General features: G+C 67.0%; 23 protein-coding genes. 13 read left to right on the top strand and 10 right to left on the bottom strand.

Features of this window, described 5'->3' with window-relative positions:
- Positions 1 to 143 precede the first annotated feature (143 nt).
- A complete protein-coding gene (gene lon, locus ACGVWT_RS00325) occupies positions 144 to 2,537 on the bottom strand; it encodes an endopeptidase La (RefSeq protein ID WP_116462296.1) in 2,394 nt (797 codons plus the stop codon).
- 218 nt (positions 2,538 to 2,755) lie between these two features.
- On the opposite strand from lon, the gene ACGVWT_RS00320 reads away from it, so the two are divergent.
- The 3 genes from ACGVWT_RS00320 to ACGVWT_RS00310 all read left to right on the top strand — a co-directional run bounded on the left by ACGVWT_RS00320 (position 2,756) and on the right by ACGVWT_RS00310 (position 6,612).
- Entirely contained in the window at positions 2,756 to 4,453 is a 1,698-nt protein-coding gene (locus ACGVWT_RS00320) for a M1 family metallopeptidase (protein WP_315462256.1), read from the top strand.
- Positions 4,454 to 4,672: 219 nt separating this feature from the next.
- On the top strand, positions 4,673 to 6,367 hold the full coding sequence (locus ACGVWT_RS00315; protein WP_315462257.1) for a M1 family metallopeptidase: 1,695 nt from the start codon (positions 4,673 to 4,675) through the stop codon (positions 6,365 to 6,367).
- On the top strand, positions 6,340 to 6,612 hold the full coding sequence (locus ACGVWT_RS00310; RefSeq protein WP_315462258.1) for a hypothetical protein: 273 nt from the start codon (positions 6,340 to 6,342) through the stop codon (positions 6,610 to 6,612). The genes ACGVWT_RS00315 and ACGVWT_RS00310 overlap by 28 nt, the downstream gene beginning before the upstream one ends.
- Here ACGVWT_RS00310 and ACGVWT_RS00305 read toward each other — a convergent pair.
- A complete protein-coding gene (locus tag ACGVWT_RS00305) occupies positions 6,599 to 7,048 on the bottom strand; it encodes a hypothetical protein (protein WP_315462259.1) in 450 nt (149 codons plus the stop codon). The genes ACGVWT_RS00310 and ACGVWT_RS00305 overlap by 14 nt on opposite strands.
- A gap of 100 nt (positions 7,049 to 7,148) precedes the next feature.
- Positions 7,149 to 7,637: an SH3 domain-containing protein gene (locus tag ACGVWT_RS00300; protein ID WP_116462301.1), complete on the bottom strand. Its 489-nt coding sequence runs from the start codon at positions 7,635 to 7,637 to the stop codon at positions 7,149 to 7,151.
- A gap of 103 nt (positions 7,638 to 7,740) precedes the next feature.
- Between ACGVWT_RS00300 and ACGVWT_RS00295 the strand changes: the two genes are divergently transcribed.
- Both ACGVWT_RS00295 and ACGVWT_RS00290 read left to right on the top strand, forming a co-directional pair.
- Positions 7,741 to 8,751: a D-glycerate dehydrogenase gene (locus ACGVWT_RS00295; RefSeq protein ID WP_116462302.1), complete on the top strand. Its 1,011-nt coding sequence runs from the start codon at positions 7,741 to 7,743 to the stop codon at positions 8,749 to 8,751.
- Positions 8,752 to 8,857: 106 nt separating this feature from the next.
- Positions 8,858 to 9,055: a hypothetical protein gene (locus ACGVWT_RS00290; protein WP_315462260.1), complete on the top strand. Its 198-nt coding sequence runs from the start codon at positions 8,858 to 8,860 to the stop codon at positions 9,053 to 9,055.
- Positions 9,056 to 9,078: 23 nt separating this feature from the next.
- Here the strand turns inward: ACGVWT_RS00290 and ACGVWT_RS00285 are convergent, their stop codons facing one another.
- Genes ACGVWT_RS00285 through ACGVWT_RS00275 form a run of 3 tightly spaced genes read right to left on the bottom strand, consistent with a single transcriptional unit; the run spans position 9,079 to position 11,242 of the window.
- Entirely contained in the window at positions 9,079 to 9,528 is a 450-nt protein-coding gene (locus ACGVWT_RS00285; protein WP_394425033.1) for a hypothetical protein, read from the bottom strand.
- A gap of 8 nt (positions 9,529 to 9,536) precedes the next feature.
- Positions 9,537 to 9,836 carry a putative quinol monooxygenase gene (locus ACGVWT_RS00280; protein ID WP_315462262.1) on the bottom strand — a complete coding sequence of 100 codons (300 nt, stop codon included), beginning with the start codon at positions 9,834 to 9,836 and terminating at the stop codon, positions 9,537 to 9,539.
- A 2-nt stretch (positions 9,837 to 9,838) separates the two neighbouring features.
- Positions 9,839 to 11,242 carry a nitronate monooxygenase gene (locus ACGVWT_RS00275; RefSeq protein WP_315462263.1) on the bottom strand — a complete coding sequence of 468 codons (1,404 nt, stop codon included), beginning with the start codon at positions 11,240 to 11,242 and terminating at the stop codon, positions 9,839 to 9,841.
- Between the two features lie 189 nt (positions 11,243 to 11,431).
- On the opposite strand from ACGVWT_RS00275, the gene ACGVWT_RS00270 reads away from it, so the two are divergent.
- Positions 11,432 to 11,899 carry a hypothetical protein gene (locus tag ACGVWT_RS00270; protein WP_286165186.1) on the top strand — a complete coding sequence of 156 codons (468 nt, stop codon included), beginning with the start codon at positions 11,432 to 11,434 and terminating at the stop codon, positions 11,897 to 11,899.
- 91 nt (positions 11,900 to 11,990) lie between these two features.
- On the opposite strand, the gene ACGVWT_RS00265 is transcribed toward ACGVWT_RS00270, so the two are convergent.
- The 3 genes from ACGVWT_RS00265 to ACGVWT_RS00255 form a co-directional block, all read right to left on the bottom strand.
- Positions 11,991 to 13,124, bottom strand: a complete 1,134-nt coding sequence (locus ACGVWT_RS00265) for a glycosyltransferase (protein WP_315462264.1) — start codon at positions 13,122 to 13,124, stop codon at positions 11,991 to 11,993.
- A gap of 61 nt (positions 13,125 to 13,185) precedes the next feature.
- On the bottom strand, positions 13,186 to 14,451 hold the full coding sequence (locus ACGVWT_RS00260) for a DUF418 domain-containing protein (RefSeq protein ID WP_315462265.1): 1,266 nt from the start codon (positions 14,449 to 14,451) through the stop codon (positions 13,186 to 13,188).
- Positions 14,448 to 15,305, bottom strand: coding sequence for an alpha/beta fold hydrolase (locus tag ACGVWT_RS00255; RefSeq protein WP_315462266.1), 858 nt, complete (start codon positions 15,303 to 15,305; stop codon positions 14,448 to 14,450). The genes ACGVWT_RS00260 and ACGVWT_RS00255 overlap by 4 nt, the downstream gene beginning before the upstream one ends.
- 51 nt (positions 15,306 to 15,356) lie before the next feature.
- Here ACGVWT_RS00255 and ACGVWT_RS00250 point away from each other — a divergent pair, with 51 nt between their 5' ends.
- The gene (locus ACGVWT_RS00250; RefSeq protein WP_315462267.1) at positions 15,357 to 16,715 is read left to right on the top strand and encodes a protein adenylyltransferase SelO family protein; all 1,359 of its coding nucleotides are present in this window, start codon (positions 15,357 to 15,359) and stop codon (positions 16,713 to 16,715) included.
- Between the two features lie 66 nt (positions 16,716 to 16,781).
- Positions 16,782 to 18,194: a succinylglutamate-semialdehyde dehydrogenase gene (gene astD / locus ACGVWT_RS00245; protein ID WP_017979267.1), complete on the top strand. Its 1,413-nt coding sequence runs from the start codon at positions 16,782 to 16,784 to the stop codon at positions 18,192 to 18,194.
- Between the two features lie 25 nt (positions 18,195 to 18,219).
- Here astD and ACGVWT_RS00240 read toward each other — a convergent pair whose 3' ends face one another.
- Positions 18,220 to 18,933, bottom strand: a complete 714-nt coding sequence (locus tag ACGVWT_RS00240) for an EAL domain-containing protein (RefSeq protein ID WP_315462268.1) — start codon at positions 18,931 to 18,933, stop codon at positions 18,220 to 18,222.
- Positions 18,934 to 19,144: 211 nt separating this feature from the next.
- On the opposite strand from ACGVWT_RS00240, the gene cobA reads away from it, so the two are divergent.
- From cobA to ACGVWT_RS00215, 5 genes are all read left to right on the top strand, one after another.
- The gene (gene cobA / locus ACGVWT_RS00235) at positions 19,145 to 19,936 is read left to right on the top strand and encodes a uroporphyrinogen-III C-methyltransferase (protein ID WP_315462269.1); all 792 of its coding nucleotides are present in this window, start codon (positions 19,145 to 19,147) and stop codon (positions 19,934 to 19,936) included.
- Entirely contained in the window at positions 19,933 to 20,229 is a 297-nt protein-coding gene (locus ACGVWT_RS00230; RefSeq protein ID WP_315462270.1) for a DUF2849 domain-containing protein, read from the top strand. Before cobA ends, ACGVWT_RS00230 begins: the two co-directional genes overlap by 4 nt.
- Before the next feature lie 213 nt (positions 20,230 to 20,442).
- The gene (locus ACGVWT_RS00225; protein WP_315462271.1) at positions 20,443 to 22,074 is read left to right on the top strand and encodes a nitrite/sulfite reductase; all 1,632 of its coding nucleotides are present in this window, start codon (positions 20,443 to 20,445) and stop codon (positions 22,072 to 22,074) included.
- Positions 22,067 to 22,501, top strand: coding sequence for a DUF934 domain-containing protein (locus ACGVWT_RS00220; RefSeq protein WP_315462272.1), 435 nt, complete (start codon positions 22,067 to 22,069; stop codon positions 22,499 to 22,501). The genes ACGVWT_RS00225 and ACGVWT_RS00220 overlap by 8 nt, the downstream gene beginning before the upstream one ends.
- Positions 22,494 to 23,252, top strand: a complete 759-nt coding sequence (locus ACGVWT_RS00215) for a phosphoadenylyl-sulfate reductase (RefSeq protein WP_315462273.1) — start codon at positions 22,494 to 22,496, stop codon at positions 23,250 to 23,252. The genes ACGVWT_RS00220 and ACGVWT_RS00215 overlap by 8 nt, the downstream gene beginning before the upstream one ends.
- The last annotated feature ends 3 nt before the right edge of the window (positions 23,253 to 23,255 follow it).

Genomic DNA, 23,255 nt, shown 5'->3' with positions numbered 1-23,255 from the left:
TGGCATGAGCGTCAGAATCATTGCCCCGCCGGAACAACGAATAACGCTGTCGCGGCCGGGCATGTCAAATGATTATGGCCGCGCCCTCTCCGACGCGGCCGTTCAATAGCGTTAATACACGGACCCGAAGGGTCGCCAAGTGCTCAGTGATGCAACTCGCCGCCCGCGGGTGCAACCCCTGCCGGGGGCAGCGCCGCAAGTTCGTCAGCGTCGGTCCAGTCGATCGCCTCCAGCGGCTCGGTCAGCGCAAGCGTCAGCACCTCGTCGACATGGCTGACCGGAACGATGGTCAGACCATCCTTCACGTTCTGCGGGATGTCGGCGAGATCCTTTTCGTTCTCCTGCGGGATCAGCACCGTGGTGATGCCGCCCCGCAGCGCCGCGAGCAGCTTCTCCTTCAGCCCCCCGATCGGCAGCACGCGGCCGCGCAGCGTCACCTCGCCGGTCATCGCAACGTCCTTCTTCACCGGCACGCCGGTCAGCGTCGAGACGATCGATGTGACGAGCCCGATCCCCGCCGACGGCCCATCCTTCGGCACCGCGCCTTCGGGCAGGTGGATGTGGATGTCCTTGCGGTGAAACAGCGAGGGCTTGATGCCATAGCTCGGGCTGCGCGCCTGCACGAAGCTGAAGGCGGCCTGCACCGATTCCTTCATCACGTCGCCCAGCTTGCCGGTGGTCTTCACCGCGCCCTTGCCCGGCACCGTGACGCTCTCGATCGTCAGCAACTCGCCGCCGACCTCGGTCCAGGCAAGGCCCGTCACCGCGCCGATCTGATGCTCGGTTTCGCTAAGGCCGTGGCGATACTTCTGCACCCCCGCGAACTCGTGAAGATTGTCCGGCGTGATCGTGACGCTGCTCGCCTTGCCCTCCAGGATCTGGCGCAGCGCCTTGCGCGCCAGCTTGGCGATCTCGCGCTCCAGCGTTCGCACGCCCGCCTCGCGGGTGTAGCGCTGGATCAGCGCGCGCAGGCCCGCTTGCGTCAGCGTGAACTCGCCCGCCTTCAGCCCGTGCGCCTCGATCTGCTTCTCGACCAGATGGCGTTCGGCGATTTCGACCTTCTCGTCCTCGGTATAGCCCTCCAGTCGGATGATCTCCATGCGGTCGAGCAGCGGCTGCGGCAGGTTGAGCGTGTTCGCGGTGCACACGAACATCACGTCGCTGAGATCGATATCGATCTCGAGATAGTGATCGTTGAACTTGCCGTTCTGTTCGGGGTCGAGCACCTCGAGCAGCGCCGACGCGGGATCGCCGCGGAAATCCTGACCCAGCTTGTCGATCTCGTCGAGCAGGAACAGCGGGTTCGACGTGCCGGCCTTTTTGAGGTTCGTCACGATTTTGCCCGGCAGCGAGCCGATGTACGTGCGGCGATGGCCGCGGATCTCGGCTTCGTCGCGCACGCCGCCCAGCGACTGGCGGATGAATTCGCGCCCGGTCGCCTTGGCGATCGACTTGCCGAGGCTGGTCTTGCCGACGCCCGGCGGGCCGACGAGGCACAGGATCGGCCCCTTCAGCTTGTTGGTGCGCGCCTGCACGCCGAGATATTCGACGATCCGGTCCTTCACCTTTTCCAGCGCATAGTGATCCTCGTCCAGCACCGCCTGCGCGGCGGCGATGTCCTTCTTGATCTTCGACTTCTTGCCCCACGGCAGGCCGAGCAGCACGTCGAGGTAATTGCGCACGACGGTCGCCTCGGCGCTCATCGGCGCCATGGTCTTCAGCTTTTTGAGCTCGCTCGTCGCCTTGGCGCGCGCTTCCTTGCTGAGCTTCAGCGTCGCGATCTTCTGGGTCAGCTCGGCAATCTCGTCGCCGTCGCCCTCGTCGTCGCTGTTACCCAGCTCGCGCTGGATCGCCTTCAGCTGCTCGTTGAGGTAATATTCGCGCTGCGTCTTCTCCATCTGGCGCTTGACGCGGCTCTTGATCTTCTTCTCGACGTGCAGAACGCCGAGTTCGCCTTCCATCAGCGCATAGGCCATTTCGAGCCGCTTGACCGGATCGAGCTCGACCAGCAGCGCCTGCTTGTCGGCGACCTTCACCTGAACGTTGGCCATCAGCGCGTCCGACAGCTTCGCCGCCTCGACGAGCTCGCCCAGCTGCTGCGCCGTTTCCGCCGGCAGCTTCTTGTTGAGCTTCGCATAGGTTTCGAACTGCTCGACCGCCGAGCGCATCAGCGCCTCGACCTCGATGCCCTCGGCTACGCGCTCTTCCAGGATCTCGATCGTCGACTGCAGATAGCCGTCCGCCTCGGACAGCTCGACCAGCCGTCCGCGCGCCTTGCCCTCGACCAGCACGCGCACGGTGCCATCGGGAAGCTTCAGCAGCTGCAGCACGGTTGCGGTCACGCCGACCTCATACAGGTCCTCGCGCGCCGGATCGTCCTGCGCCGGGTCGAGCTGCGCGACGAGGAAGATTTCCTTGTCGGCGTTCATCGCCGCCTCCAGCGCCGCGACCGATTTGTCGCGGCCGACGAACAGCGGCACGATCATGTGCGGGAAAACGACGATATCGCGCAGGGGAAGTACGGGAAATAGGGTCATGGATACTCCGACGCCGCCCGATACCGGGGCAGCCTTGCCCCCTATATGGGGTGGCTTGCGATAGGCATCAATCGTTACGGGTCGGTATGCAAGCCTGCGGCTCGATCGGGCTCGGGCCGATCGCTTGCCTGGCAATCGCTTCGGCCCGGTCGCTTCGGACTTGTCATCGCCCGGCCCAGCGTGGAAACCGGCGCTCGCCTGTCCCCAGGGAGAAACCGATGTCGCCACGCCTGCCCTTCGCTGCCCTGCTGCTCCTGTCGACGGGGGTCCACGCTGCGGAAAAGGGCATGCCGCCGATCACCGCGCAGACCGCTTTGTCCGGTGGACCGCTCGATCCCGCGCAGAAGAAGGTGACGCTCGACACCGCCGATCTCGCGATCGAAGTCGATCCGGTGCGCGAGGTGATCAACGGCACCGCGACGCTGACCTTCACTGCGCGCGACCGGATCAACAAGCTGGTCGTCGATCTCGACAAGAACTTCACCGTCACGGCCGTGCAGGTCGATGGCGTCGATGCGGGGTTCAGCAACCCCGAAGGCCGGATGACGATCACGCTCGCCAAGAAGGCGGCGAAGGACGCCAAGCTTACCGTCAAGATCGTCTATGGTGGCCGCCCGCATACCGCGGTGCGCGCGCCCTGGGATGGCGGCTTCGTCTGGGCGAAGACGCCCGACGGCCAGCCGTGGATCGCGACCGCGGTGCAGATGGAGGGCTGCGACCTCATCTGGCCGTGCATCGATTACCCGACCTACGAACCGCAGAAGGTGACGCTGCACATCACCGTACCCAAGGGGCTGTCGGCGCCATCGAACGGCAAGCTGCTTGGCGTGGATCGCCTCGACGACGGCCGCTCGACGTGGAACTGGGAGGCCAAGCATCCGAATCTCTACGGCATCGCGCTCAACGTCGGGCCGTACGAACAGATCGCCGGCACCTACAAGAGCCGCTTCGGCAACGAAATTCCGATGTTCTATTGGTATCTGCCCGGCGAAAAGGAAAAAGCCGAGAAGCTCTTCGCCGAATTCGCCCCCACGATCGACTTCTACGAATCGACGGTCGGCCCCTATCCTTGGGCGGACGAGAAGGTCGGCGTGGTCGAGACGCCGCACAAGGGCATGGAGCACCAGACGATCAACGCTTATGGCAATAACTACGCCAAGGCGCCCGAGGGGTTCGACTGGCTGTTCCAGCATGAATTCGGTCACGAATGGTTCGCCAACCAGCTTACCGCGAGTAACTGGGACGACTTCTGGCTGCACGAAGGCTTCACCGCCTATATGCAGCCGCTGTACGGCCGCTGGCGCGAGGGCGAGGGCCGCTACACCGCGATGATGCTGGCAAGCCGCCCGGCGATCCTCAACGAATCGCCGCTCGTCACCGGCAAGCCGCAGGCCGCCGAAGAGGTGTATGATAAGGCGCCCGGCCGCGGCAGCGACATCTACAACAAGGGATCGTGGGTCCTCCACACGCTGCGCAACGCGGTCGGCGATACGGCGTTCGCCGAAATCCTGCGTCGCGAGGTCTACGGCCGCCCCGATCCCGCGCCGGGCAACTTCGTGCCCCAGTTCCGAACGACGCCCGAATTCATCGCGATTGTCAACCAGGTGACCGGGCAGGACTGGCAGTGGTTCTTCGACACCTACCTCTACCAGGCTGCCTTGCCCAAGCTGGTGGTCAACCGCAACGCGACGCAGCTGACGCTGAAGTGGGTCGCCCCGACCGGCAAACCCTTCCCGCTCCCCGTCGAGGTTGCGGTGGACGATGTCGTACGCAAGGTGCCGATGACCGGCGGCCTTGCGACGATCACCGTACCGGCGGGCGCGCATATCGTCGTCGACCCGATGTCGCGCGTGCTGAAGCAGGACGACGCCGTCGACGCCTATCAGGCGTGGAAGAAGGAACAGGCGAAGAAATAGTCCGTAGGTCAGACACACGCCGCCCAACGCCCACCGTCACCCCGGACTTGTTCCGGGGTCCACCGAGCCGCAAGGGAAGGACAAGAGGCCCAAACTTCTCCCCCAGCCGCACGGTGGACCCCGGAACAAGTCCGGGGTGACGGCGAATTTGGGCTGGCCGGTCGCGCGCAAAGGCCGCGCCCCTTCCCTCAAAAACGAGAGCCGGGGTAAGGACGTTCCATGCTCCTCCTCGCCCTGCTCGCCGCCGCTGCTACGCCGCTTCCCAAGAAGGGCGAGCCGCCGATCACCCCCCTCACCCAAACCTCCGGCGGCGTCCGCCCGGCCGAACAGCTCGCGCTGCGCTTCGACCATGCCGATCTCACCTTTGAAGTGCTGCCCGACACCGAAACGCTGAACGGCACCGCGACGCTGCGCTTCACCGCCACCGCGCCCGTCGCGACGCTGCTGATCGATCTCGACCGCAACCTGCCCGTCACGGCGATCACCATCGACGGCACATCCCTCACGCCGACGAGCTGGTCGAACCCCGGAGGGCGCCTCGCCATCCGTCTGCCGCACGCGCTGAAAGCGGGAGAGAGCGTCACCGCACGCATCGCCTACGGCGGCCAGCCGCACGTCGCGGTGCGGGCGCCCTGGGATGACGGCATGGTCTGGTCGAAGACGCCCGACGGCCGCACCTGGTTCGCGACCACATCCGAAGGCTATGGCTGCGATCTGTTCTGGCCGTGCCTCGACTTTCCAACCGGCGAGCCCGCCCTGGTCAATATCCACATCATCGTCCCCAAGGGCCTGAAGGCGCCTTCGAACGGCCGCCTGATTGGCGTCGACACCTTGCCCGACGGGCGCACCCGTTGGAACTGGCGGACGCGCAACCCCAACACCTACGCCATCGCGCTCAACGTCGGGCCGTATGAGGAAATCAGCGGCACCTACAAAAGCCGGTTCGGCAACGCGATCCCCATGTCCTACTGGTATCTGCCCGGCGAGAAGGCGCAGGCCGAACGCCTCTTTGCCGAATTCGCGCCGACGCTCGATTTCTTCGAAACTATGGTCGGCCCCTATCCCTTCGGCGACGAAAAGGTCGGCGTCGTCGAAACCCCGCACAAGGGGATGGAGCATCAGACGATCAACGCCTACGGCAACGACTACGCCAAGACGCTGGAGGGCTTCGACTGGCTGTTCCAGCATGAATTCTCGCACGAATGGTTCGCCAATCAGCTCACCGCCGCCAATTGGGACGATTACTGGCTGCACGAGGGCTATGGCACCTACATGCAGCCCGCCTACGGCCAATGGCGCGAAGGCCGCGCGCGCTACGACGCCATGATGCAGGCCGAACGCGACAAAATCGTGAACGCGCAGCCGATCGTGAAGGGCAAGGTCCTCACCGAGGAAGAGGTGTACGAACCCGACAAGGGCGGCGCGGGCCAGGACATCTATTACAAGGGATCGTGGATGCTCCACACCCTGCGCGGGCTGATCGGCGACGACGCCTTCTGGACGGTCACGCGCCTTGCCGTTTACGGTCGCCCCGATCCGCGCCCCGGCAATTTCCGCCCGCGCTTCGGTTCGACCGCGGAATATGAGGCGCTCGTCCGGCAGGTGACGGGCAAGGACTATCGCTGGTTCTTCGACGTCTATCTGCGCCAGGCAGCGCTCCCGGACCTCGTCGAGACGCGTGCCGGCGACCGCGTGACCTTCGCTTGGACGGTGCCGGGCGGCGGCGCCTTCCCCATGCCGGTCGACGTACAGGTCGGCGCCACCACCACGCGCCTGCCGATGACCGACGGCCGCGGCACGCTTACCATTCCGGTCGGCGCGCACTATATCGTTGATCCCGATGCGAAAATCCTGCGGCGCAGCGTCGCGGTAGAGGAGATGAGGGCATGGCGACCGACCCACGGCGCGCGCTGACCGGCAGCCCCTGGCCCGCCCGCGCGGCGGAGATGGCAGCGATCTTCATGGTCGGCGACGGCCTGATCGGCCTTGCCCAACCCGACCGCCACGTCGATTTATGGAAGGACGCGGCCCTCGGCGCAGAGCGCGCGGTTCGCCCGTTCGTCGGCCACCCGGCCCGTCGCCGCGTCTACGCTCTCGCCCAGATCGCCGCCGGACTGTGGCTGGCCAGTCGTCAGCGCCCCAAGCCTATCCGCGACTGAGCGGCATCGCGGGCACCGGCATCGGCGTCGTGTCGCCGTAAAGATGCGATACGTCAGCCTTCCAACCCTTCAGGCACGTGACGGTCTTTCCTTCGCACACCGGCATCGTGACCAGTCGCACCCAACGGCGCCCGCCATCGACCGGTCGGATCGCGATATCGAGCGTGAAGCCGCGGCGATGGCGGATCGCATGGGCGCGCAGCCGCTCCATCGCCGCCCGCGACGATTCTTCATACAGCGTGACGACCTCTTCGCGCAGCGGACAATGGTCGGCGGGATAGCCGAACAGGCGCCGCACGCTCGCACCCCAGTCGAGCCGCTGACCGGCCAGTTCGCAGCTCCACGCGCTCGCCAGCGTGTCGACCGGAGCGACGATCAGCTCGGATGGCGCGCTGTCCAGTTCGATCACACGCCCCAGATCGAAGCGATCGGCCATCCAAAGGGGCCAGCTGTGGTGAAGCGGTAAAGGCTCGGTCGGGATCACGCGCGGCAGCTCCTATACACCCCGCCCTAATTTAGATCATACTAACGTACCGTTACGGAAGCCTTTCCGTCGGCTCGACGCCCCACAGACGCGACACCTCGACGTAACCCGCCTGCCCTTTCACGTCGAAACGGCACCAGCCATTGCCGCATTCGCTCAGCCGCCCGACAACGCCCGGCGCGGCGCGCCACGACAGACCCGCGCCGGCGGACGGCTGCGCCCGCATATCGGCGGGTTGCTGCCCACGCACGATACCGGTGCGGCGTTCGCTGAGCAGTGCCGCCAGCATCCAGCCCTGCGTACCGTCCGGGTCTTCCACCTTGCGCCACTGTTTGAAAACGGCGACGACGCGCACGGGCAGATCGGCACGCTGATACAGCCAGCTCGCCGGATAGGTCTTGTCCGGCCCGGTCCGCATCCGCGCACGGCCTGCATTGATCGAGGCGTAATATGGCAATGTCTTCTTGGCGTCGGCCGCCAGCGCGCCGCCTTCCATAGCGACCGTCGCCAGCATCGCTGCCGCCCAGATCCGATGGCGCATCGTCACTGTCCCTTTTTCCCGTATATCCTCTCTCTAGCGCCACCGCGGGCGGTGGCAACGATGCGTTGACGTTCGCGCGCACCTTCGCCAAGCCGGACGGGCGATGCCAGATACAAGCCCCCGTCCGCCGGCGCCGCGCGCGCCCCGCGTGATCGTCACGCGCGAGTTGACCGACTCGATCATGACGCGGCTGGAGGATCTGTTCGACACGGCGAACAACCGCGGCGACACGCCGATGACGCGCGATCAACTCGCCGCGGCGATGGCCGACTGCGACGTGCTGGTGCCCACCGTCACCGACGATATCGACGCGGCATTGATCGAAGGCGCGGGCGAGCGGCTGCGCTTGATCGCCAATTACGGCGCGGGCGTGAACCATATCGCCCTGAAGGCGGCGCGCGCCCGCGGCATCATCGTCACCAATACGCCGGGCGTGCTGACCGAAGACACGGCGGACATGGCGATGGCCCTGATCGTGTCCGTCCCCCGCCGGTTGGCGGAGGGCGAGAAGCTCGTCCGGTCGGGCGAGTGGCATGGCTGGAGCCCCGGCGGCATGCTGGGCCGGCGGATCGGCGGCAAGGCGCTGGGCATCGTGGGCATGGGCCGCATCGGCCAGGCGGTGGCGCGCCGTGCCCGCGCCTTCGGCCTGTCAATCCACTATCACAATCGCCGCCGATTGCCCGCGGTGGTCGAGGCGGAGCTCGGCGCGACCTTCCACGCCGATCTCGACGACCTGCTCGGGATTGCCGACATCGTGACGATCCACACGCCGCTCAACACGGACAGCCACGACCTGATCGACGCGCGGCGCATCGGACTGATGCGGCCGCACGTCTATCTCATCAACACCTCACGCGGCGGCATCGTCGACGAGGTCGCGCTGGTCGATGCGCTGGAGGCGGGTCGACTTGCCGGAGCCGGCCTCGACGTGTGGGAGCACGAACCGCGGATCGATCCGCGCCTGCTCGCGCTGCCCAATGTGGTGATGACACCGCACATGGGCTCGGCGACACTCGAGGGACGGCAGGCGTCGGGCGAGCGCGTCATCCAGAACATCCGGATGTGGGCGGACGGCCACCGCCCGCCCGATCAGGTGCTCGACGGCTGGGTCTGAAGCCTCCGACGCGAATGTAACAAATCGTGATATTTCATGGGGTCGCGCAACCTTTGCTGCGTGGCAACATTGAACGCGGCACCCCTTTCGACAGGATGCCTAACCCATGATGCTCAAGCCGATCGCCGCCACGCTCCTTCTCCTCGGCACCGCTGCCGGCCTGTCGGCCTGCTCGACGCTCAAGGGTGCGGGCATCGGTGCGGCGGGCGGTGCGGGTGTCGCCGCGGCAACGGGCGGCAGCGTCGAAAAGGGGGCTGCGGTTGGCGGTACGGCCGGCGCAGTGGTCGGTACCGTCGCCAACTGACCTTATGGAGCGGGAGTCGAGCCTCAACCCGGCTCCCGCTCCTCCAACGCCGCAGCACGGCGTAAGTCCTTCGGGCGTCCCATGCGGTGCAGAAGTGCGACCAGCTCCGATCGTGCCGGCACGAAGAGCGTCGTATCGCGCACAGCGATCGCCTCCCGCGTTTCGGGCTGCACCGGCCACCATCCCTGCAGACCTGCGATAGCAAAGCCTGCCATGATCTCGACAGGCACGTCCGCGCCCGGCCACACGGCAAAGATATCCGAGCGGAGGAGCGGGTCCGGCGGCATCGTCAGCGGCGTAAGTCCGGCCGCCGTCAGCACGGCGGGAGCATCCGCACGGTAGATCAGGACGTCGATGTCGTGAACGTCGCCGGCCTCCGCCCCGTGCAACGCGACCGCCCCGCTGCCGATGATCCACCAGGGATGGCGCGCCGGCCGCATTAGTTGCGCCACGTCGGCCAGCGTCGCGGCCACCACAGGGGTCACGTTGGCGTACCGTCGTCCGTCTCGAACAGCATCAATGCACGCTCGCCGATGCCTAGCTCCGGCCAGCACGCGCGCCACGCGGCCAGATGCGACGTCGCGAAATGCCGCTCCAGCGCTGCACGGTCGCGCCAGCGCTCCGCGACATGGATTAGACCCGGCTCGAGCACGTCCTCCGCGTAGCTATAGCCAAGGCATCCATTCTCGGCCCGGCTCGCCTCGACCATCGTGCGCATCGCCGGGCGCGCCGCCGCCAGCCGGTCGGCTGGCAGGCGGATCGTCCCGGCGATCAGCAGCACGATCAGTCGCCGGTCAGGATGCGGTCGACCAGCTGCTTCACCGACGGCACGAAGCCGTTCGAATAGAAGGGATCGCGCTTGAAGTTATAGGCGGCGTGACCGGCGAACATCAGGTTCTGGTCGACGTCGCCACCGTGCGCGATGTCCTGCAGCGTCTTCTGGATGCAGAAGCTGCGCGGGTCGGCGAGGCGCCCGGTCGAATTCGTCTCGGTATCCGCCCAGCTCGAGAAGGCGCATTGCGACAGGCAGCCCATGCAGTCGGCCTGATCCTTGCGGATGATGCCCTTTTCGGTCGGCGTCACGAAAACGAGCGTGTTGTCCGGCGTCTTCAGCGCATCGGTATAGCCCTCGCCGAACCACTGGCGCGCGCGCAGCAGGTCGTTGCGCGTCACCCAGAAGTTCTTGCCCTTCACGCCCACGTCGAGCTGGAAGACGTGGTCGCCTGCCTCTTGGGTCGAGAAGGCGATCTGCCGGTCGGAGCGTGCTTCCAGGTTGCGCAGGAACGGGTTGCGCACCGCGGACGAATAGAAACCCGTCGGCGAAAAGCGGTGCAGCAGAACGTCGCCTTCCTCGATCTGCGTCAGGCGTGCCTTCCACCCTTCGGGGATCGGGCTTTCCTGCGTCAGCAGCGGGCGCGTGCCATACTGGAAGGCAATGGTGCCGAGTTCCGGATTGTCGATCCAGTCGTTCCAGTCGCGTAAGTACCAGACGCCGCCGGCCATCACGATCGGCGTGCTGTCGGGGATACCGCCTTCGCGCATCACGCTGCGCAGCTCGGCGACGCGCGGATAGGGGTCCTGCGGCTTCAGCGGGTCTTCGGCGTTGGACAGGCCGTTATGGCCACCGGCCAGCCACGGGTCCTCGTACACCACCGCTGCCAGCCAGTTCGCCGCCTTCGAATAGGCACGCTTCCACAGCGCGCGGAAGGCACGACCCGACGAGACGATCGGCAGGTACGACACCTCGTACGACGCCGCGATCTCGCTGAGCTTATAGGGCATGCCCGCGCCGCAGGTGACGCCCGCCACCATACCGCGGGTCCGCTCCAGCACGCCGTGCAGCACACGCTGCGCGCCGCCCATTTCCCACAAGACGTTGATGTTGATCGCGCCCTTGCCACCCGCGATCTCGAACGCGCGCTTCACCTGCTGGACGGCGCCCTCGATGGCATATTCGATCAGCTCTTCATGGCGGGCACGCCGCGTCAGCGCACGATAGACCTGCGGGATGATCTTGCCTTCGGGATCGTAGCTGTCGGCGTTCACCGCCGAGACGGTGCCGATGCCGCCCGCCGCCGCCCAGGCGCCTGCGGAGGCATGGTTGGTCGCGGCGACACCCTTGCCGCCCTCGACCAGCGGCCAGACCTCACGGCCATTGTACACGATCGGCTTCAGGCCCTTGAACACGGAAAATCCAACCTCGCTGCGAATAAATCCGGTCGGCTATACAAGATGAACGCGGCGAAGCGAAGAAAATGCAACGTGTGCCGGCCGGATGCACCACCGGACCTGCGGCAGGCTTAGGCGGCGGTTAACCCGATTGCGGCAGAGAGGCGCGACACGACACGTCTTCTTCTGCCGAGGGATCATCGACCCATGGGGGTTCTCGACACTCTGATCGCGCCCAAGCGCACGCCCCGTTCCCGCAAGCCTGCCCCCATGCCGCTGCCCAGTGGTCCGCTCGACGCCTTGCTGTCGGGCCAGTTCGCCGCCCTGGGCTATGCGGCCGGCGCGGTGCCGCATGGCGGCGCCACCGGATCGGCCTGGTCCCGCGGCTACGTGCTGGGTGCCGCCTGCGCCTCGCTTCAGCACCGCCCGGCCGCCCCGGTCACCGACCGCGAATGCTTCGCCACGGCGCTCGCCGCCTTCGCCAGCGCCTATGGCAAGGATATGGCGCGCGACATTCTCGCCGGCACGGTCGAGGCGGCCGAAGCCCAGGAACCGGAGGTCGAGGACGGGCTGCTCCAGGGCGCGAGCGATCTCGCCCTGCTCGCCCATGGCGAGGCCGATCCCGCCACGCTCGCCTTCGTGACGCGCAACGCGGTGGATCTGACGGAGATTTGACCGTCTGGCGTCTGATCTCATCGATCCGCGCCAGACCTGCCGTCATCCCAGCGCAGGCTGGGGTGACGTTTTGGGGCACGTTGATCGACGTCTAACCCAGTGCGCCGGGCCGCCCCATCGCTTCAGCGTACAGCGTGCGGTAGCGCGCGATCATCGTATCCGCGTCGTAATCGGCGCGCGCCTTCGCCTGATTGGCCGCGCCGACCGCCCGGCGCAATGCCGCATCCGATACGAGGGCCTGCAACGCATCGCGCAGCAGCACCTCGTCGCCACCGGTCACGAAGGGCGCATTCTCCGCCGCGACCATGCGCGGCACGTCCCCCACCGGGGTGCTGACGATCGGCAGCCCCGCTGCCATCCCCTCGACGACGCTGATCGGCAGCTGCTCGCTCTTCGACGACAACGCCATGATGTCGAAATGCCCGACGAAGCGATACGGCCGGTCGAGGAAGCCCGGCAGCACCAGCCGCTCGGCAATCCCCATCGCCTTGGCCGCGGCAAGGATCGCACCGCGTTCGGGCCCTTCGCCGACGATCACCAGCTTGAACCGGCCGCTCAGGCCACCGCATGCCCGCACCAGCAGCGGCAGGTTCTTCACCTCGCGCAGCCCCGCCAGGCTGCCGATCACCACGTCACGCGGATCGCGCAGGAAGCCGGGGATCGCGCGCAATTCGGGCTTTTGCGTGTAGCGTGCCGTATCGATGCCGTTGGCGATGCGGTGCACGCGGCCGGCCGGCTGCTTCCACGTCGTGCGCGCAATGCCCTCCAACACCTCTGACGGGACGACCAGCGCATGCGCCGCGCCCAGCGCCATGCGGCGATAGACGTTGCGTTCGATCTTCAGCCCGCCCGCTTCGTCGGCGTTGAACCCGTCTTCGTGGTGGACCAGCGGCGGCGTGCCCTTGGGGAAGACGCGACGCGCCATCACCCCGTCGATCGCGCCCCAATTATAGGTCAGCACCAGATCGAAGCGCCGCATGTAGCGCGCCAGCGCCTCGTAGCGCGCAACCGATGGCCGCCCGGTCAACGGCGGTGGGTCCTGCGCGATTTCGTAGCGGATGCCCTTGGCGATCTGCGCGCGCGCGCCGAGCTGGTCGGGCATGCCGCTGACGATCGTGTGCCGCGCCGCGTCGCCGAAGGCGTTCATCAGACGCACGGCGCGCGCTTCCTTGCCGCCCAGGCTGAAGCTGGAATGCAGGTGGAGAATATGGACCGGCTGGTGCATCGCGCCGGGCTGTACCCCGTCCGCCTCGCCGACGAAACCACTTTGCCCCGGCGAATCGCGATCAGCGCAGCGGCAGCATCCGCAGTTCGACGATCGACCGCCACGCCCACTCCACCGGCGCGAGGCGGAAGTGACGGACATAGACGTTCGCGCCCCACAGCAGCAGCGCGTTAACGCCAAGCGCCACCGCCATCATCGCCGTCCAGTCGAGCCGACCGTACAGCCCCAGCCCGATCGGCGAGAAGATCAACCACGAAACGATCAGCGTCTGCGCGACATAGAGCGTCAGCGCCGTCCGTCCGGCCGCGACGAACGGCTGCAACAGCCGCCGCCCCCGCGCGCCCTGCACCGCCAGCATCACCGCGGCGAGATGCCCCATCGTCATCGCCAGCCGCGCGGCATCCTCCCACAGCCAGGCGATATCCATCCCGCCTTCCGGGCGCGTCGCCTCCCACCCGCCGTACAGACGCAGCGGTACGGCGATGCCGTATCCCGCGGCGAGCAGCCACCAATACCACCGCCGCGACCAGGCCCCCTGCAACACGCCCCAGCGGAACAGCGCCGCGCCGATGAGCATCGTCGCCGCGGCTTCCCAGACGATCACCACTTCCTCGTTGCGCAGCCGGTCCATCGACACCGCGCGCTGGCCGGCGGTCCATTGCGCCATCGTGCCGTGGCCGAACGCGTCTTCGCGCGCGACCGCCGCGTCGTCCGCCGCCGCGGTACGGGCCGTGCTCGCAGAGGCGGCGGTGGGATCGGCGAGCCGGTGCGAGACGGTGCTCACCCCCAGCGCCATCGTGAACGTGGCATAGGACAGGCCCAGCACCAGCAGCGCCCGCGGCGGCAGCCCACGGAACAGGCACGCGACCATCGCCGCCACCGCATAGCTGTGCAGGATGTCGCCCGGCCACAGCAGCAACAGCATGTGCGCCATGCCGAACGCCCACAGCACCAGATTGCGCCAGCCATAGCGCAACGGAACGCTGAGCGGATCGCTTGATCGCGCGTCGATCCGGTCGGTCAGGATCAGCATGCCCGCGCCGAACAGCATCTGGAGCATCGCGCGCGGCGTACCCTCGATCAGGATCGTGCGCAGCCACCAGACGATCTGGTCGCTCGCGCTCCAGCCGAGATGGTGCAGGTCCGACCAATTGGCGGTCATCGACGCGCCCATCTCGCTGATGTTCATGAACAGGATGGCGAGGATCGCGATGCCGCGCAGGATATCCAGCGTCGCGATGCGCGGCGCACCGTCCGGTTCATTGGCCGGTTCATTGCTTGGTTCGTTGGCCGGCGGAACGGCCGCCGGCATTCCCGCTTCGCTCACGCGCGCGCCTGATCCAGCAGCCGGTCGATGGCATCGCGCAGCGGCTCTTCGGCGAGCGTCGGGGCGTGACCGACACCGGGCAGCGTCACCAGCTCCGCCTGGTCGAGCGCCGCCAGCATCCGCTCCGCGACCGGCTGCGACAGCACGTCGGATCGGCCACCGCGGACGATCAGCGTCGGCGTGTCCCGCAGCGCCGACAGCGCCGCCCACATATCCGCCCCGGCCTCGTTACCCGGCGTACGGAAGGGCTCGGCGATCTTCAGATCGTAATCCAGCACGATGCGGCCGCTGCTGGTCAGGCGGTACAGCCGCTTGGCCATCGCCAGCCAATCCTCGATCTCCCAATCGGGATAGACGTCGCTATTGCCCTCGGCGAGCGTGCGTGCCGCATGCATCCACGTCGGGCAGCTGCTGCCCTTGCCCACATAGCCGCGGATCCGGCTCAACCCCGCCGCCTCGATCTCAGGCCCGACGTCGTTGAGCAGCGCCGCGGCGATCGGTGCACCGGCCTGCGCGAGCAGCATCGTCACGATGCCGCCCAGCGACGTGCCGATGGCGACGAACCGCCCGATCCCCCGCTCGGCCAGCAGCGCCTGGACGTCCGCGACATAGGTCGCCGGCACATAGGTCATCGGGTCCTTGGCATAGTCGCTACGCCCGCGTCCCCGAAACTCGACCGCGATCACCTGCCGCCGTCCGGCAAGCCTTGCGGCGAGCGCATCGTAATCGCGCGCGTTGCGGGTCAGGCCGGGAAAGCACAGCACGGGCAGCAGGCTCTCATCGCCCGGATACAGGCGATAGTGCAGCTTCAGCCCGTCGGCCGACATCCAGTAACCGTCTTCGTACGCAGCCATGCGGAAATCCTCGGGGTTGCGGCCGGGGGGCAGCGCCCTCCATATCCACACATGCCCACCACCCCGCAAGCATACCGCCCCGCCACCGCATTGCTCGATCTCGGCGACACGATAGCGACCCCGGTGGAGGCCGCCGATTTCCCGGAGACCCGGCTGCGCTTCCGCAACGATCGCGCCGCTGCAGAGGTCGGGCTGGCAACGCTGGATGATAGCGAATGGATTCAGGCATTTGGCCGCTTCCAACCACTGCCCGGCACGCTGCCGCAACCGCTCGCGCTGCGCTATCACGGCCATCAATTCCGCCAGTACAACCCCGACATCGGCGATGGCCGCGGTTTCACCTTTGCGCAGATGTATGACGATGCCGGCCGGCTGATGGACCTCGGCACCAAGGGCTCGGGCCAGACGCCCTACAGCCGCTTCGGCGACGGCCGGCTGACGCTGAAGGGCGGCGTGCGCGAGATCCTCGCGACCGAAATGCTGGAGGCGCTCAACGTCCCCACCAGCCGCACGCTGTCGCTGATCGAGACGGGCGAAGAGCTGGTTCGCGGCGACGAGCCCTCCCCCACGCGGTCGGCGGTGCTGGTGCGCCTCAGCCACAGCCATATCCGCATCGGTACCTTCCAGCGCCTCGCCTACGAACGCGACGAGGCGGGCATGCGCGCGCTTGTCCGCTATGTGCTGCACAACCTGTACGGCGAGGAGTCGGACGATCCGATCCGGCTGCTCACCCATGTCGTCGAGCGCACCGCGCGTCTCGCCGCACGCTATATGGCGGCAGGCTTCGTCCACGGCGTCCTCAACAGCGACAATATCAACGTGACGGGCGAAAGCTTCGATTACGGCCCGTGGCGGTTCGCCCCGACGTGGGACCCCGCCTTCACCGCGGCCTATTTCGATCACGCCGGCCTTTACGCCTTCGGTCGCCAGCCCGAGGCGATCCACTGGGACGTCATGCAGCTCGCCGCCTCGCTACGCCTGATCGCCGAGAGCGACCCGCTGATCGCCGCGCTCGAGACATTCCCGACGCACTATCAGCGCGAGATCGCCGATGCGCTGCTCTGGCGGATCGGCGTCACCCCGCGCGGCGGCGACGAGGACCGCGCGCTCGTTCGCATCCTCGAACGCACGATGCGCGCGACCGAGGTGGCAATCGATCGCTTGTTCTTCGACGTGTTCGGCGGCGCTTTGCCGGACAGCTACGGCAGCGAGTGGGATGATCTGCGCGCCGCCCTCGCCCCCTACGCACCGCGCAAGCCGCGTGACCACGCCTTTTGGCAGGGCAGCCCGTGCAGCATGCTCATCGACGAGGTCGAGGCGATCTGGTCCCCCATCGCGGACGCCGACGACTGGTCCCACGTCCACGCCAAGGTCGCTGCGATCCGCGCCATGGGCGACGCCCTCGCCTGAGCGCCACCTTGCCGCCCCGCCGCCATTCGCCTAACCCCGCCCGCAGGAGGGCCGAAGCGCACACGCATGGTTGACGAGATCATCTCCCACGAACCCGCGACCGGGGCAGAGCTCTGGCGCGGCCCGATCGGCAATGCCGATGCCGAGGTGGAGGCCGCGCGCGGCGGTTGGGCCGCCTGGGCCGCGCTGCCGCTGACCGTGCGGATCGAGACGATGCGCCGCTTCGGCAACGTCGTGCGCCAGCGTCACGAACAATTCGCCGACCTGCTCGCCCGCGAAACCGGCAAGCCGCTGTGGGAAGCGCGGACCGAGATCGACACGGTCATCGCCAAGGTCGACATTTCCGTCACCGCTTACGCCGAGCGCACCGCGCAGCGCCGGCTCGATGCACCGATGGGCAGCCGCATGGCGCTGCGCCACAAGCCGCACGGGGTGCTGGCGGTGCTCGGACCCTATAACTTCCCGGCGCACCTGCCCAACGGGCACATCGTGCCCGCGCTGCTCGCCGGCAATGCGGTGGTGTTCAAGCCCTCCGAAAAGACGCCCGCGACTGGCGCCTTCCTGATCGACTGCTACCGCGCCGCCGGCGTGCCCGAGGCATGCGTCCGCTTGCTGCTCGGCGGTCCGGCGGAGGGCAAGGCGCTCGCCGAGCATGCCGATATCGATGGCTTGCTGTTCACCGGATCGGCGCGCACGGGCCTCGCGCTCAACCGCGCCTTTGCGAGCAAACCCGAAAAGATCCTGGCACTGGAGATGGGCGGCAACAACCCGATCATCGTCTGGGACACGCCCGATCTGCATTCGGCCGCCGTCCTGGTGATCCAGTCCGCCTTCACGTCCGCCGGCCAGCGCTGCACCGCCGCGCGCCGCCTGATCGTCGAGGACCGGCTATACGATCCGCTGCTCGAGCAGGTGAATGCGCTCGCCGGGCGGTTGATCGTCGGCGCGCCGCATGACGATCCGCAGCCGTTCATGGGGCCGGTGATCGACAACCATACCGCCGACATGCTGACCGAAAGCTTCCTCGCGCTGTCGATGCGCGGCGGCCGGCCGATCCGGCACATGGAACGGCCGATCGACGACAAACCGTTCCTCAGCCCCGCGATCATCGACATGACCCACGCGACCGAGCGGCCCGATATCGAGCTGTTCGGCCCGATCCTGCAGGTCTATCGCGCTGGCGATTTCGATGAGGCGATCGGCATCGCGAACGACACGCGCTACGGTCTGTCGGCAAGCCTCGTCAGCCACACACCGTCGCTGTACGACCGCTTCTGGGCGGGTATTCGCGCCGGCATCGTCAATTGGAACCGCCCGACCAACGGCGCGTCTTCCGCGGCCCCGTTCGGTGGCATCGGCTGGAGTGGCAACCACCGCCCCAGCGCCTATTACGCCGCCGATTACTGCGCCTATCCGGTCGTCAGCAACGAAGCCGAAAGCGCGCGGGCGAATATCGGGATCGGGTTGCGAGACGCCTGAGGCCGAGAGGGGCGATCGTCGCTCCTCAGGCCACCGCCGCCACCGGGGCCTCCGGCAAGACCGCCACCGGCAGCGTCCGGAACCCCGGTCGCGCCAGCAGATAGCCCTGGATGTAGCGCACGCCGAGGCCGCGCAACGTCTCATATTCGGCGACCGTCTCGATCCCCTCGGCGATCACCGTGATGTCGAGCGACGCGGCGATCCGCACCACGCCCTCGACGATCATCCGTCGTGGCAGGCTGACGTCGATGTCGCGGATCAGCTCCATGTCGAGCTTGATGTAATCAGTCTGGAATCGGGCGAGCAGCCCCAGCCCGGCATGCCCCGCTCCGAAATCGTCGATCGCGGTGCCGAACCCCATGGCGCGGTACGATTCGACGATCGTCTGGACATGGGCGGTGTCCGCCATCTCCTCATTCTCGGTGAATTCGAAGATCAACCGATCGGTCGGCAGCCCCGTCGCCCGCGCGGTTTTCAGCGTCAATTGGATGCAGGCCAGCGGCGAATAGACCGCATTCGGCAGAAAATTGATCGACAATCTGGCACCCGTGTCGAGGATACCTGCCGCCACCGCCCCCTCGATCGCCGCAACCCGGCATTGCTGATCGAAGGCGTAGCGATTGTCGGGCGTCACGCGGGCCAGCACCTCGGCCGCACCCTCGCCGTTCCCCCCGCGCACAAGCGCCTCATAGGCGAAGGGCAGGCCGGTGACCGTATCGACGATGGGCTGGAACGCCATCGCTATGTCGAAGACATGGGCTGGAGAGCGGCAGCCCTGACACCCGACGGGAGCGATGCTTGTCATACATAAGGGTTAGGTCACAAACACTAACGCGACGTGAACCACACACCCGAAATGAGATTGATGTAAATCAGCCACAAGCTTCCCTACCGTGGTCACAAGCATCGCTGCGTTGCCGCACGAGGGCGCAGCAGCCATGTCGGCGATCATGGCTACGCTTCTCGATCCGGGCGCCCGTGGGCGCGTCATCCTCGTCGGCGCCGGACCGGGTGACCCCGGTCTGCTCACCGTTCACGCGGTAGAGGCGTTGCGGACCGCGGATATCCTCGTCCATGACGGGCTGATCGACCCGCGCGTGCTCGATCTGGCGCCACCTTCCGCGCAGCGTATCTCCGTCGCCAAGCGGCGCGCCCGCCACACGCTGCCGCAGGAGGCGATCAACGCGTTGATCGTCGCGCATGTGAAGACCGGCGCGATCGTCGTGCGGCTGAAGGGCGGCGACCCGTTCATCTTCGGACGCGGCGGCGAGGAAGTCGAAGCGGTGCGCGCTGCCGGCCTGCCCGTCGAGGTGATTCCCGGCGTCTCGGCGGCGCTCGGCTGCGCGGCGGAGGCGATGCTGCCGCTCACCCACCGCGATCATAGCAGCGCGGTCAGCTTCGTCGCGGGCCAGTGCAAGGGGCTGGCGGATCAGGACTGGTCCGGCCTCGCCGGTCAGGGCCGGACGCTAGTGATCTACATGGGCGTCGCGACGGCGAACGACATCGCCGATAAACTGATGGCGGACGGCGTGGCGCCCGACATGCCTGTCGCGGTGCTCGAGCGCGGCACGCTCGTCGGCAGCCGCGCGCTCCGCACCCTGCTCGCCGACCTCGGCCCGATGGTCGAGCGTGAGCGCGTGCAAAGCCCGGCGATCATTGTCGTCGGCGAAGTGGTCGAACTCTCGGACGCCGAGGACAAGCTTGCACGCTGGGCGCGGGTCGCCGAAGGAATGAGCGCATGAGGCTCCTGACCGGCAACGACCTTCCCACCGGCGACGTCGTGTGGTGGACCGGCATCGGCTGGTCGCGCCACGTCGAGGATGCGGTCGACGTCGGCCATGAGGGCGAAGGCATTCTGCGGGCCGAGGAAGGCGCCCGCCGCGTCAACGTCCCCTATCTGATTGACGCGATCGCCACGCCCGAAGGCCCCCGCCCCGCGCATATCAAGGATCGCATCCGTGCGCTTGGACCGACCGTGCGGCCGGACCTGACGCTCAAGCCGGCGGACCCCGAGGCCGGGAGCTGGGTGATATGATGAGCGGCCCCACCCTACCCTTCGTCATCCCGGCGAACGCCGGGATCCGCGGACACGATCTCGTCCAGGGCATCGCGCAACCCCTGACTACGACGCAACCATGGATCCTGGCCTTCGCCAGGATGACGAGGGTTGGTGGCGCTGCCCCCCTCTTCTTCTCCGCGTCTCCGCGTCTCCGCGCGAACCAAAACTCCGAAGGCCGGAAAGCCATCCATGTATAAATACGACCAATACGATCAGGCGATCGTCGATGCCCGCGTCGACGAATTTCGCGACCAAGTCGAGCGCCGCCTGTCGGGTCAGTTGACCGAAGACCAGTTCAAGCCGCTGCGGCTGATGAACGGTCTCTACCTTCAGCTCCACGCCTACATGCTGCGCGTCGCCATTCCCTATGGCACACTCGACGCGCGTCAGATGCGCATGCTGGGGTCGATCGCCCGCGATTACGACCGCGGCTACGGCCATTTCACCACGCGTCAGAACCTTCAGTTCAACTGGATCAAGCTCGCCGATACGCCTGATATCCTGGCGAAATTGGCCACGGTGCAGATGCACGCCATCCAGACCAGCGGCAATTGCATCCGCAACATCAGCGCTGACCAATATGCGGGCGCCGCCGCGGACGAGGTGACCGACCCGCGCCCCTGGGCCGAGCTGATCCGCCAGTGGAGCACGTTCCACCCCGAATTCAGCTATCTGCCGCGCAAGTTCAAGATCGCGGTCATCGCCGCGGCTGAGGACCGTGCGGCGATGCGCCTGCATGACATCGGCATCCAGCTGCTGGAGCAGAACGGGGAATTGGGCGCCGCGATCTACGTCGGCGGCGGCATGGGCCGGACGCCGATGGTCAGCCACCTGATCCGCGACTTCATCACCGCCGACGATCTGATGAGCTATCTCGAGGCCTGCCTGCGTGTCTACAATCGCTACGGTCGCCGCGACAACATCTACAAAGCGCGGATCAAGATTCTGCTCCACGAGATCGGCGCGGACGAATACCGCCGTCAGGTCGAGGAGGAATTTGCCCTCGTCAAACAGCTGGGCATCGACCCGCCGCGCGCCGAACTCGACCGCATCACCGCGATGTTCGCGCCTCCTGCGTTCGACACCGGGCCGGCGGCGCATATCGACCGCGGCGATCCCGATTTCGCCGTCTGGCTCGACCAGAACGTGGTTGCGCACAAGCAACCCGGCTACCACATCGTCAACGTCAGCCTGAAGCCCGCCGGCGGCATTCCCGGCGATGCGACGGCCGATCAGATCGATCTGCTGGCCGATCTGGCAGAACGCCTGTCTTTCAATGAGTTACGCGTGACGCACGCGCAAAACATCGTGTTGCCGCATGTGCACGGGCGTGACCTTTGTGACCTTTGGGCCGCGCTGCGCGACGCTGGCCTCGCCGAGCCGAACCTCGATCTCATCACCGATATCATCGCCTGCCCGGGCCTTGATTATTGCAGCCTCGCCAATGCGCGCTCCATCCCGCTGGCGCAGAAGATCGCAAACCGCTTCGCCGACCGCGAACGCCAGCGCGACCTTGGCGAATTGAAGCTCAAGATCAGCGGCTGCATCAACGCCTGCGGCCACCATCATGCCGGCCACATCGGCATCCTCGGCGTCGACAAGAAGGGCACCGAAAACTACCAGCTCTCGCTCGGTGGATCGGGGGCGGAGGACGTGAGCCTCGCCAAGATCACCGGCCCCGGCTTTTCGGAGGACGGCGTGGTCGACGCGATCGAGCGCGTTACCGACCGCTACATCGCGCTGCGTGACGAAGGCGAACGCTTCCTCGACACCTATCGCCGCGTCGGCTTCGAACCGTTCAAGGAGGCGATCTATGGCTGATGCCGACACGCTGCTGCGCTTCCGCGACGACGAGCCGCACGACGAACCCGCCGTCACGCTCGACGCCTTCCTGGGCCAGACCAATGCCACTGCGGTTCGGCTGGAAGCGGGTGAGGACGCCCGCGCGCTGATCCCGCAGCTGGGGCAACTCGCGCTCGTCGAGGTCAGCTTCCCCACCTTCCGCGATGGCCGCGGCTACAGCGCCGCACGCGTATTACGTGAGGCTGGGTATAGCGGCGAACTGCGGGCGGCCGGTGACGTGCTGGTCGATCAGCTGCCCCTGATGCGCCGCTGCGGCTTCGACAGCTTCGCGCCCGAAGCCCCGATCGACGGCAAGGCGCTGACCCGAGCGCTCGACCGCTACGACTATCGCTATCAGGCCGCGGCGGACGCCGTCGCCCCGGTGTGGAAGCTGCGCCATGGCTGAGGCAGCACGTCAGCTCGACACGATCGATGTCGCGCCCGCCTTTACCGCCGCGGACGCAGCCGCAATGCAGATCCGCTTCGCCGGCATGCCCGCGCCCGAGATGCTGCGCGAACTCCTGACCGGCGAACTGGCGGGCCGCATCGCCTCCGTGTCGTCCTATGGCGCCGAATCCGCGGTCCTGCTCCACATGGTGGCGCAGATCGACAAGGACGTGCCGGTCATCTTCACCAACACGCAGAAGATGTTCGGCGAGACCCTCGCCTATCGCGACGAATTGTCTGAACGGCTGGGCCTCACCGACCTGCGTGTCTTCCGCCCCGATCCGCGGTTGCTCGCCTTACGCGACGCGACCGGCATGCGCTGGTCCTACGACCCCGACGGCTGCTGCGAAATCCGCAAGGTCGAACCCCTCCGCCGCGCGCTCGGACCGTTCGACGCGTGGATTTCGGGTCGCAAAGGCTTCCAGGCGGGGACCCGTACCGCGCTCCCCCGCTTCGAGGAGGACGACGGGCGCCTGAAGATCAATCCGCTCGCCGACTGGTCGAAGGATCAGCTCGACGCCTATTTCGCCGAGCACGATCTGCCCCGCCACCCGCTGGAGGCGCAGGGCTATCTGTCGATCGGCTGCGCGCCCTGCACCAGCAAGGTCCGCCCCGGCGAAGACCCGCGCGCCGGCCGCTGGCGCGGTTGGGACAAGGTGGAATGCGGCATCCACGTCTCCACCCTGCCCGGCGAAGACCCGGCATTCTGAGCC

Source organism: Sphingomonas sp. S6 (assembly GCF_043498045.1).
Classification (GTDB): Bacteria; Pseudomonadota; Alphaproteobacteria; order Sphingomonadales; family Sphingomonadaceae; genus Sphingomonas.
This window is presented reverse-complemented; position numbering and strand designations above follow the sequence as displayed.